Raw genomic sequence first — 11,008 nt, forward strand, 5'->3', positions numbered from 1 at the left:
TCCGACGACCTGTGGACCAGTCCCGTCCGCCGGTCGGCCGCGGCGTGTCGCGCGCCACCGGGTGCGCGAGAGGCGGCGACGGAGGCGCGTGGCCGACGCCTATCCTGTGTCCCGTGACCCCGGAGCAGCTCGCCGACGCCCTGCGCGTCGCTCTCGTGCAGGCCGTCGACGACGGCACGTTCGCCCTCGACCCCGCCGCCCTCCCCGAGCGCGTGCACATCGAGCGCCCCCGGCAGCGCGAGCACGGCGACTGGGCGACGAACGTCGCGCTGCAGCTGGCCAAGAAGGCCGGGAGCAACCCGCGGGCGTTCGCCGAGGAGCTGGCGCGCCGCCTCGCGGACGTGCCCGGGGTCGCCGCGGTCGACGTGGCCGGTCCGGGCTTCCTCAACATCCGCCTCGACGCCGCCGCCGCGGGCGAGCTCGCGCGCGGCATCGTCGAGCAGGGGGCGGGGTACGGGCGCAACGCGACGTTCGCCGGGCTCAAGGTGAACCTCGAGTTCGTCTCGGCCAACCCCACCGGCCCGCTGCACATCGGCGGCGTGCGCTGGGCGGCGGTCGGTGACGCGCTCGCGCGCGTGCTGCAGGCGTCCGGGGCCGAGGTGACGCGCGAGTACTACTTCAACGACCACGGCGCGCAGATCGACCGCTTCGCGCGTTCGCTCGTCGCCCGCGCCCGCGGCGAGGAGGCTCCCGAGGACGGCTACGGCGGCCAGTACATCGCCGACATCGCCGACCGGGTGATCGCCGACGCGCAGGCCGCCGGTGAGCCCGACCCGCGCACGCTGCCCGACGCCGAGGCGACCGAGGCGTTCCGGGCGCGCGGCGTCGAGCTGATGTTCGCCGAGATCAAGACGTCCCTGCACGACTTCGGCGTCGACTTCGACGTGTACTTCCACGAGGACTCGCTGCACGAGTCCGGTGCCGTGGAGCGGGCGGTCGAGCGCCTGCGGGCGTCGGGCCACATGTTCGAGGCCGACGGCGCGCTGTGGCTGCGCACCACGGCCTTCGGCGACGACAAGGACCGCGTCGTCGTCAAGTCGGACGGGCAGGCCGCCTACATCGCGGGCGACATCGCCTACTACCTCGACAAGCGCGAGCGCGGCTTCGACCGCGTCGTCATCATGCTCGGCTCCGACCACCACGGGTACGTCGGCCGCATGATGGCGGTCTGCGCGGCGTTCGGCGACGAGCCGCACGTCAACCTCGAGCTGCTCATCGGCCAGCTCGTCAACCTCGTCAAGGACGGCGAGCCCGTCCGGATGTCGAAGCGCGCGGGCACGATCATCACGATCGACGACCTCGTCGAGGCGGTCGGCGTCGACGCCGCGCGCTACGCGCTGTCGCGGTCGTCGTCGGACCAGCAGATCGACCTCGACCTCGACCTGCTCGCGAAGGCCACCAACGAGAACCCCGTCTTCTACGTGCAGTACGCCCACGCCCGTACCGCGGCGATGGCCCGCAACGCGGCGGAAGCCGGCGTGCGCCGCGAGGACGGCTTCGACGCCTCCCTGCTCGACCACGAGTCGGAGGCCAAGCTGCTCGGCCTGCTCGCGGACTTCCCGCGCGTGGTCGCCCAGGCGGCGGACCTGCGCGAGCCGCACCGCGTCGCGCGCTACGCCGAGGACGTCGCCGGCGCCTACCACAAGTGGTACGACCAGAAGCGCCGCGTGGTGCCGTGGGGCGACGAGGAGCTCACGGACGCCCACCGCACGCGCCTGTGGCTGAACGACGCGACGCGTCAGGTGCTCGCGAACGCCCTCGACCTGCTCGGGGTGAGCGCGCCGGAGCGGATGTGACCGCCGGACCGCTCGGCCTGCCCTGGTCCTCCGGCGCGGTGCGCGGCGCCGACGGTGCCGTGCGGGTCGCGGACGTCGACGTGCGCGACCTCGCCGCGGCGCACGGCACGCCCGCGTACGTCGTCGACGAGGCGGACCTGCGCTCGCGGGCACGGGCCTACCGCACGGCGTTCGAGACGGCGTGCGCGCAGGTCGGCACGGGTGTGGACGTCTACTATGCCGGCAAGGCCCTGCTGACGCGGGCCGTCGCGCGCTGGGTGCACGACGAGGGCCTGCGCGTCGACACCGCGAGCGGCGGCGAGCTCGCAGTCGCGCTCGCGGCCGGGGTGCCGGGGGCGGACATCGGCCTGCACGGCAACAACAAGTCCGACGACGAGCTGCGCGCCGCGCTCGACGCGGGTGTGGGCCGGATTATCGTCGACTCGCTCGTCGAGGTGGACCGGCTCGCGGCGCTGGTGCGCGCGCACCGCGGGCCGGACGGTGCCCCGGCACCGGTCATGGTGCGCGTGACGACCGGCGTGCACGCGGGCGGCCACGAGTTCATCTCCACCGCGCACGAGGACCAGAAGTTCGGCCTGTCGCTGGCCTCCGACGGTGGCGACAGCCCCGCGCTGACGGCGCTGCTGCGCGTCGTCGAGCGCCCCGAGCTGCACCTCCTCGGGATCCACTCGCACATCGGCTCGCAGATCCTCGACCCGTCGGGCTTCGCAGTCGCGGCACAGCGGGTGCTGGCGCTGCGCGCGACGCTGCACGCGCGCACCGGCGTGCTCGTCGACGAGGTCGACCTGGGAGGCGGCTACGGCATCGCCTACCTCCCCGGCGACGTCCCGCTCGACCCGGGCCGGATCGCCAAGGAGGTCGCGCAGGCCGTCGCCGACGCCGCGCGCGAGCTCGGGACGCCGCTGCCGCGGTTGTCGATCGAGCCGGGCCGGGCGATCGTGGGGCCGGCCGGCCTCACCCTCTACACCGTCGGGACCGTCAAGCCGGTGCGGCTGGACGACGGGCGCGTGCGCACGTACGTCTCGGTGGACGGCGGCATGAGCGACAACATCCGCCCCGCGCTGTACGGCGCGCACTACCACGCGGAGGTCGTGTCGCGGGTCTCGGACGCGGAGCCGGTGCTGGCGCGCGTCGTCGGCAAGCACTGCGAGAGCGGCGACATCGTCGTCCACGAGGTGCGGCTGCCGGGTGACGTGCGCGCGGGCGACCTGCTGGCCGTCGCCGCGACCGGCGCGTACGGCCGCTCGATGGCGTCGAACTACAACCTGCTGACCCGCCCGCCGGTGGTCGCGGTGACGGCGGGGGAGTCCCGCGTGCTCGTGCGCCGGGAGACCGTCGACGACCTCCTCGCGCTCGACGTCCGCGCCGACTGACGCAGCTGCGGACGGGCGACCCGTGCGCAGGAGAGTGGTCACCTCTCGCCGTCAGGGGACGAGACGTGGTCGCACGTGCGACCGCATCGCGCCGTCCCGGGTCGCACGTCCGGCGCCGGCGGGTCAGCGGACGTGCGCCGCCGCGAGGTCCGTGAACACCGCGCGGTTGAGGCGGAACGCGACGCGTGCCTCCTCGACGACCTCGTCGCGCTGCGCAGGCGTGAGGTCGAGCGCGTCGAGCCGCTCGCGGTAGACGTCCTTGAACGGCTTGAGCTTGTGGATCTGCGGGAAGTCGTAGAACGAGACGCCGTCGCCGGCGAGGCCGTGGTGCCGCTCGAGCATCCGCTGGAGGATCTGCCCGCCGGACAGGTCGCCGAGGTACCGGGTGTAGGCGTGCGCGGCGTACCGGGGCAGGTCGTCGCCGACCTGCCCGAGCCGTGCGACGTAGTCGGCGGTCGCGGGCAGCACGCGCACCCGGGCGCGCCAGTCCGCACCGACGAGGAACGCCAGGTCCTTCTCGATCGCCGGGACGCGCACCAGCTCGGGGAACACGAGGTCACCGTGCGTGCCGGCCGCGACGAGCCGGTCGCCGGCGGCCTCGAGCGCCGTGTAGATCGCGTGCTGCTGCGCCGCGAGGTCGACGTAGCCGGCGAGGGGCAGGGTGCCGTCCACGAGGTGCTCGACGAACGCGGACCGCTCGGCGTCCTCGTGCTCCTGGCGCGTGCCGGCCCGCAGCGCCGCCGACAGCGGGGGCGCGGGCTCGAGGAGCTGGTCGGGCGTGGTGACGGCCATGACAGGGCTCCCGGGGGGGCGGGGGACGTTGCTGACACTCTGTCAGCACGGACACGGTAGATCACGCGGACGAGGCCGGACAAGAACGCCCGTCCAGGTCCTCCCGGACCGCGACGGCGGACGCCACGACGCGCCGTCGCCGGTCCGCCCTATCCTGGGGCCGCGACCACCTGCACCGCGGCCGGTCGCGACCACCCACCCGGCGGCCCTCGGCGACCGCCCTGCTCGGAAGGCACCTGCGTGGCCCTCACCCCCGGCACCCACCCGCCCCTGCGCGTCGCCGTCCTCGGCTGCGGCGTCGTCGGCACGGAGGTCGTGCGTCGGCTGGTCACGGAGGGCGACGAGCTCGCCGCGCGCGTCGGTGCCCGGCTCGAGCTCGTCGGCGTCGCGGTCCGCTCGCTCGACACCGAGCGCGACCCGGTGGTCGACCGTGCGCTGCTGACGACGGACGCCGAGTCGCTGGTCGAGAAGGCCGACGTGGTCGTCGAGCTCATGGGCGGCATCGAGCCCGCGCGCACCCTGTTGCTGCGGGCCGTCGCGCACGGCGCGTCGGCCGTCACCGCCAACAAGGCGCTCCTCGCGCAGGAGGGGCCCGCGCTGTACGACGCGGTCGACGCGGCGGGCGTCGACCTGTACTTCGAGGCCGCGGTCGCGGGTGCCATCCCGATCGTGCGCCCCGTGCGCGAGTCCCTCGCGGGCGACACCGTGCAGCGTGTGCTCGGGATCGTCAACGGCACCACCAACTACGTCCTCGACCAGATGACGACGACGGGCCAGGGGCTGGCCGAGGCGGTCGCCGACGCGCAGGACCTCGGCTACGCCGAGGCCGACCCGACCGCCGACGTCGAGGGGTACGACGCCGCGGCCAAGGCCGCGATCCTCGCGTCCCTCGCGTTCCACACCCGCGTCGCGCTCGACGACGTCGACCGCACCGGCATCACCGGGCTCACGGCCGACGACGTGACCTGGGCGGGCCGCACCGGCCACGTCCTCAAGCTGCTCGCGGTCGCCGAGCGCGCCACCGACGCCGCCGGGCGCGAGGGCGTGCTCGTGCGCGTGCAGCCCACGCTCGTGCCGTCCGGCCATCCGCTCGCCGGCGTGCGCCAGGCGTTCAACGCGGTGTTCGTCGAGGCCGAGGCAGCCGGCGAGCTCATGTTCTACGGCCGCGGCGCGGGCGGCTCGCCCACGGCGTCCGCCGTGCTCGGCGACCTGGTGTCCGTCGCGCGGCACCGCGTGCTGGGCGGCAAGGGCCCGGTCGAGTCGTCGCACGCCGACCTGCCCGTGCTCGACGGCGGCGAGGCCCGCTCGCGTTACCAGGTGCGCCTCGAGGTGGACGACCGCGCCGGCGTGCTCGCGCGCGTCGCCGCCGAGCTCGCCGCGCAGGACGTGTCCATCGAGTCCGTGCGGCAGACGCTCCAGGGGACGGGCGACGACGCGTCCGCGACGCTCGTCATCACCACGCACACCGCTGCCGAGCGCGCGCTGCGGGCGACGGTCGACGCGGTCGCGGCCCTCGACGTCGTGCGTCACGTCGTGTCCGTGCTGCCGGTGCTCTGAGACCCACCCCCACCACCCGAGGAACCGAACCCCATGGCCCACCAGTGGCGCGGCGTCATCGCCGAGTACGCCGACCGTCTGCCCGCCTACGTCCAGGAGCGCATCGTCACGCTGGGGGAGGGCGGCACGCCGCTCGTCCACGCCCCCGTCCTGTCGCAGCGCACGGGCGCCGAGGTCCACGTCAAGGTCGAGGGCATGAACCCGACCGCGTCGTTCAAGGACCGCGGCATGACGACGGCGATCTCCGCCGCCGCGGCGCGCGGCGCGAAGGCCGTGGTGTGCGCGTCGACGGGCAACACGTCGGCCTCGGCCGCGGCCTATGCGACGCGTGCCGGCATGGTCTGCGCGGTCCTCGTGCCGGACGGCAAGATCGCCATGGGCAAGCTCAGCCAGGCCATCGCGCACGGCGCGCACCTGCTGCAGGTCGACGGCAACTTCGACGACTGCCTGATCGCCGCGCGCAAGCTCGCCGAGGCGTACCCGGTCGAGCTCGTCAACTCGGTGAACCCGGCCCGCATCGAGGGGCAGAAGACGGCGGCGTTCGAGATCGTCGACGCACTCGGCGACGCCCCCGACATCCACTGCCTGCCCGTCGGCAACGCCGGCAACATCACCGCGTACTGGAAGGGCTACCGCGAGTACGCGGGCCTGGACGACGGCGCCGGCCTGCCGGCGGTCGCGACGCGCACGCCCGTGATGTGGGGCTTCCAGGCGGCCGGCGCCGCGCCGATCGTCCTCGGCCACCCGGTCGACGCACCCGAGACGATTGCGACGGCGATCCGCATCGGCAACCCTGCGTCCTGGCAGCAGGCCGAGGAGGCGCGCGACGTGTCCGGCGGCGTCATCGAGTCGGTGACCGACGAGCAGATCCTCGCCGCGCACCGCGTGCTGTCGGCCGAGGTCGGCGTGTTCGTCGAGCCCGCGTCGGCCGCGGGCGTCGCAGGTCTGCTGGCATGCGCCGAGCGCGGGCTGGTGCCCGCGGGTACGCGGGTCGTCGTCACGGTCACGGGTCACGGCCTGAAGGACCCGCAGTGGGCGCTGCGGACGGCGGACGGCGGCGAGGTACGGCCGCAGCGTGTGACGACCGACGTCGTGACGATCGCCGACGCGCTCGGCCTGGGCTGAGCCACCGTGCGCCTGCGTGCCGCGCACGTGCGGGTCCGCGTCCCCGCCACGTCCGCCAACCTCGGCCCCGGCTTCGACGCGCTCGGGCTCGCGCTCGGCCTGCACGACGAGCTCGAGGTGCGCGCGCTCGGCACCTCCGACGTGCGGGTCGAGGTCGAGGGTGAGGGGGCCGGGACGGTCCCCGACGACGAGACCCACCTGGTGGTGCGGGCGCTGCGCGTCGCGCTCGACCACGTCGGCGCACCGCAGACGGGCCTGCACCTGACGTGCCGCAACCGGGTGCCGCACGGGCGTGGTCTGGGCTCCTCGGCGGCCGCGGTGGTCGCGGGGATCCTCGCCGCGCGTGGTCTGGTCGCCGAGCCGGACGCGCTCGACGACGACACCGCGCTCGCGCTCGCCACCGAGCTCGAGGGGCACCCGGACAACGCCGCGCCGGCGATCCTCGGAGGCCTCACGGTCGCGTGGAGCGACGAGCCGGGTGCGGCCGGTCCCGGTGCGGTGCGGGCCGTGCGGCTCGCGGTGCACGAGGACGTCGCGCCCGTCGCGGTCGTCCCGCCCGGCCACCTGTCGACGCGCGCCGCGCGCGGTGTGCTGCCCGCGCAGGTGCCGCACGCCGACGCGGCGTGGCAGGCCGGGCGCTCGGCGCTGCTCGTCGAGGCGCTGGGCCGCAACCCGGAGCTGCTGTTCGCCGCGACGGGGGACAGGCTCCACCAGGGCTACCGGCGCGAGGTCATGCCCGCGTCGCTCGCGCTCGTCGACGCGTTGCGCTCCCGCGGGGTCGCCGCGGTCGTCTCCGGCGCGGGCCCGACCGTGCTCGCGCTCGCGCGCCGCGGACGCGACGGGACGACGGACGCGGACGCCGCGATCGCCGACGCGTTCGGCGGGGTCATGGCCGGCTGGCGCGTGCTCCCGCTCGACGTGGACACCGCGGGTGCGTCGGTCACGGCCGTGCTCGACTGAGTCGCCGCTCGCCGACCGCGACCACGCAGCCGGGTGAACCGGAGGAGGGCGCGACAGGCCCCCGATCCTGCGGTGCTAGGCTGATCGGCGTTCCCCGGACCTCGTCCTCCGGCCCCCGGTGGATCCGCCCGTGATCCACCGGCGGACCACCCGGTCCCCGGCTCCCGACCACCCACCCGGAACCTGCCGGACGGTCACCTGGGTCGACGACGAGGGGAACACCCCGCCAGCGCGAGCAGACGTCGTCGTACCCAGCGCGCGTGGCACCCACTCCGTCTGGTCACGCCGACCGGACGCAGCCCCTCCCGGGTGGACCGGGTGGGCCCCGACGAGGGGGAAGGATCCTTCGTGACAGACACCATCGACGCCGCCACGCCCGCCACGGGCGGACCGGGACCGGGCAGCATCGCCGCGATGCGCCTGCCGGAGCTCCAGGCGCTCGCCGCCCAGCTCGGCGTCAAGGGCACGAGCAAGATGCGCAAGAGCGACCTGGTCCAGGCGATCTCCGCCGCGCGCACCGGTGACCGGCCGCAGGCTCTGGAGACGCGCGCGACGACGCGCCGCGCCCGGGCCGCGGTCGCCGAGCGCGTCACGACGAGCGCGCCCGCGCAGGACCTCCCGGTGGCGTCCCCGGCACCGTCGGGGGAGCCCGGTGCTGCGGCGTCGGAGCGTCGGCCGGCCGGCCGCGACGCGCTCGCCGGTCTGGAGGCGGCGCTCGACGCGCGGCTCGCGCCGGCCGAGCAGCGGGACGACCGCGCGGCCCGTGCGGCGGACGTCGTCGGCAACGTCGCAGGTGAACGCCGCTCGCGCCGCGCCGGCCGCGGCGCGGGTGCCCCGGAAGCCGCGCCGGCCGAGGAGCCGGGCGAGCGCCCCCAGGGTGAGCGCCGGCAGAACGAGCGCCGCCACAACGGTGAGCGCCCCCAGGGCGAGCGTCGCACCGCGGAGCAGGACGCCGACGCGCCCGCGCAGGGCGTCCCGGCCGGTGCGGGCGACAAGCCGGAGGACGAGGAGCGCGGCGGCCGCCGGCGTCGCTCGCGGGACCGCTTCCGCGACCGGGACCGGGACCGCAAGAGGGGCCGGTCCCGCACGGGCCAGGGCGACCTCGCCGGCCTCGACGAGGTCGAGGTCACCGACGACGACGTGCTGCTGCCCGTGGCGGGCATCCTCGACGTCCTCGAGTCCTACGCGTTCGTGCGCACCACCGGCTACCTGCCGGGGCCCAACGACGTCTACGTCTCGCTCAACCAGGTCAAGAAGCACGGCCTGCGCCGGGGCGACGCGATCACCGGCGCCGTCCGCCAGCCCCGCGAGGGTGAGCAGCAGCCCAGCGGGGGCCGGCCCAACAAGTTCAACGCGCTCGTGCGGCTCGACACGGTCAACGGCCTGCTGCCGGACGAGGCCCGCGAGCGTCCCGAGTTCACCAAGCTCACGCCGCTGTACCCGCAGGAGCGGCTGCGTCTGGAGACCGAGCCGGGCCGGCTGACGCCGCGCGTCATCGACATCGTCGCGCCCATCGGCAAGGGCCAGCGCGGCCTCATCGTCGCGCCTCCCAAGGCCGGCAAGACGATCATCATGCAGCAGATCGCCAACGCGATCACGCACAACAACCCCGAGGTCCACCTCATGGTCGTGCTCGTCGACGAGCGCCCCGAGGAGGTCACGGACATGGAGCGGACGGTCAAGGGCGAGGTCATCGCCTCGACCTTCGACCGCCCCGCGTCGGACCACACGATCGTCGCGGAGCTCGCGATCGAGCGCGCCAAGCGCCTGGTCGAGCTCGGTCAGGACGTGGTCGTGCTGCTGGACTCGCTGACCCGGCTGTCGCGCGCCTACAACCTGGCCGCGCCCGCGTCGGGCCGCATCCTGTCCGGGGGTGTCGACGCCTCGGCGCTCTACCCGCCGAAGCGGTTCTTCGGTGCGGCGCGCAACATCGAGAACGGCGGCTCGCTGACGATCCTCGCCTCCGCGCTGGTGGAGACGGGCTCGAAGATGGACGAGGTCATCTTCGAGGAGTTCAAGGGCACCGGGAACATGGAGCTGCGCCTGTCGCGCCAGCTCGCGGACAAGCGCATCTTCCCGGCGGTGGACGTCAACGCGTCCGGTACCCGCCGCGAGGAGGTGCTCATGAGCAACGACGAGCTGAAGATCATCTACAAGCTGCGCCGCGTGCTCGGCGGGCTGGACCAGCAGCAGGCCATCGAGCTGCTGCTCGGCAAGCTCCGCGAGACGAAGTCCAACGTGGAGTTCCTGCTCCAGGTGCAGAAGACGACGCCGGGCAACAACGGTCCCGCGCTCGAGGAGGGCGTCGGCCGCACGGTCGTCTGACGCCGACCCACGCACGGCCCCGCAGCCACGGGTGCGGGGCCGTCGCCGTGTCCTCGGCGGTCACCACCCCCCGCGAGGGTTACCCTCACGGCGTGCCGACGACACCGGACGACGTCCTCACGCTGCTCGTGCAGCCCGAGGTGGTCCTCGGGCTCGCGGCGGTCCTCCTGCTCCTCGTGGTGCGGGGCCGGTCGCGGCGACGTCGTGCGCGCGCGGCCGCACGCGCACGAGAGGCGTCGCGCGCTCCGTACGCGGGCGAGATCTGGTTCGCGGACGTCCCGTACGAGGACGGCACGGGGAGCAAGGACCGGCCGGTGCTCGTGCTCCGCGTGCGTGACCGGACGTGCGAGGTCGCGCGGTTCACGTCGCAGGACCGCGGCACGCGGCGCGACCACGTCGCGCTGCCGCCGGGCTTCCCGGGGCTGTCCCGTGCGAGCTGGATCGACCTGCGACCGCGCGAGCTGCCGATCGCCGCGCTGCGCCGCCGGGCGGGCGTCCCGGGGCCCGCGCTCGTCACGTGGTACCGCCAGGTCTCCGCCCAGCGGGGCCTGCCGGGGGACGCGGCCTGACGGACGCCGTCGGACGCACCTCCAGCAGGGAGCCGTCGCCCGCGGAGCGCCGCCGGCGCGACTGCCGCGACCGGGACGGTTCCGGCTGTCCCCGTGGTTCTGGCACAATGGTCCGTCGGTCTGCGGTTCACCGGCGCGAGAACGCGTCCGGACCCGGAGGCAAACCCCAAGGAGAGCTCTCGTGAAGTCTGGCATCCACCCGGAGTACGTCCTCACCGAGGTCACGTGCACCTGCGGCAACTCGTTCGTCACCCGCTCGACGGTGACCGACGGCAAGATCCACGCCGACGTCTGCAGCGCCTGCCACCCGTTCTACACGGGCAAGCAGAAGATCCTCGACACCGGTGGCCGCGTGGCCCGGTTCGAGGCCCGCTACGGCAAGAAGTCGGCCAACTAGCTCCTCCGCAGCGCCGGTGCGCCCGGCGGACGACGGCCCTCCATGGTCGTGTCCGCGCGCGCACCGGCGCTGCTGCTGTGTCGGGCGGCCGCCGGCCGCCCCACGTCGGTACCG

The 11,008-nt window shown here is 74.8% G+C and carries 9 protein-coding genes; 8 read left to right on the forward strand and 1 reads right to left on the reverse strand.

The window, feature by feature from the left end; all coding sequences use genetic code 11:
* Positions 1-113 precede the first annotated feature (113 nt).
* The gene (argS, locus tag CFLA_RS05300) at positions 114-1,796 is read left to right on the forward strand and encodes an arginine--tRNA ligase (RefSeq protein WP_013116291.1); all 1,683 of its coding nucleotides are present in this window, start codon (positions 114-116) and stop codon (positions 1,794-1,796) included.
* Positions 1,793-3,169, forward strand: a complete 1,377-nt coding sequence (gene lysA / locus CFLA_RS05305; RefSeq protein WP_013116292.1) for a diaminopimelate decarboxylase — start codon at positions 1,793-1,795, stop codon at positions 3,167-3,169. Before argS ends, lysA begins: the two co-directional genes overlap by 4 nt.
* Before the next feature lie 123 nt (positions 3,170-3,292).
* Here the strand turns inward: lysA and CFLA_RS05310 are convergent, their stop codons facing one another.
* Positions 3,293-3,961 carry a biliverdin-producing heme oxygenase gene (locus CFLA_RS05310; protein WP_013116293.1) on the reverse strand — a complete coding sequence of 223 codons (669 nt, stop codon included), beginning with the start codon at positions 3,959-3,961 and terminating at the stop codon, positions 3,293-3,295.
* 240 nt (positions 3,962-4,201) lie between these two features.
* On the opposite strand from CFLA_RS05310, the gene CFLA_RS05315 reads away from it, so the two are divergent.
* The 6 genes from CFLA_RS05315 (at position 4,202) to rpmE (ending at position 10,894) form a co-directional block, all read left to right on the forward strand.
* Positions 4,202-5,518: a homoserine dehydrogenase gene (locus CFLA_RS05315; protein ID WP_013116294.1), complete on the forward strand. Its 1,317-nt coding sequence runs from the start codon at positions 4,202-4,204 to the stop codon at positions 5,516-5,518.
* A gap of 33 nt (positions 5,519-5,551) precedes the next feature.
* Positions 5,552-6,643, forward strand: a complete 1,092-nt coding sequence (gene thrC / locus CFLA_RS05320; protein WP_013116295.1) for a threonine synthase — start codon at positions 5,552-5,554, stop codon at positions 6,641-6,643.
* A gap of 6 nt (positions 6,644-6,649) precedes the next feature.
* The gene (gene thrB, locus CFLA_RS05325; RefSeq protein ID WP_013116296.1) at positions 6,650-7,603 is read left to right on the forward strand and encodes a homoserine kinase; all 954 of its coding nucleotides are present in this window, start codon (positions 6,650-6,652) and stop codon (positions 7,601-7,603) included.
* Positions 7,604-7,951: 348 nt separating this feature from the next.
* Positions 7,952-9,928: a transcription termination factor Rho gene (gene rho, locus CFLA_RS05330; protein ID WP_013116297.1), complete on the forward strand. Its 1,977-nt coding sequence runs from the start codon at positions 7,952-7,954 to the stop codon at positions 9,926-9,928.
* A gap of 92 nt (positions 9,929-10,020) precedes the next feature.
* Positions 10,021-10,497: a type II toxin-antitoxin system PemK/MazF family toxin gene (locus CFLA_RS05335; protein WP_148234290.1), complete on the forward strand. Its 477-nt coding sequence runs from the start codon at positions 10,021-10,023 to the stop codon at positions 10,495-10,497.
* 181 nt (positions 10,498-10,678) lie between these two features.
* Positions 10,679-10,894, forward strand: coding sequence for a 50S ribosomal protein L31 (gene rpmE, locus CFLA_RS05340; protein ID WP_013116299.1), 216 nt, complete (start codon positions 10,679-10,681; stop codon positions 10,892-10,894).
* The last annotated feature ends 114 nt before the right edge of the window (positions 10,895-11,008 follow it).

Source organism: Cellulomonas flavigena DSM 20109 (assembly GCF_000092865.1).
In the GTDB taxonomy this organism is placed as follows: Bacteria; Actinomycetota; Actinomycetes; order Actinomycetales; family Cellulomonadaceae; genus Cellulomonas; species Cellulomonas flavigena.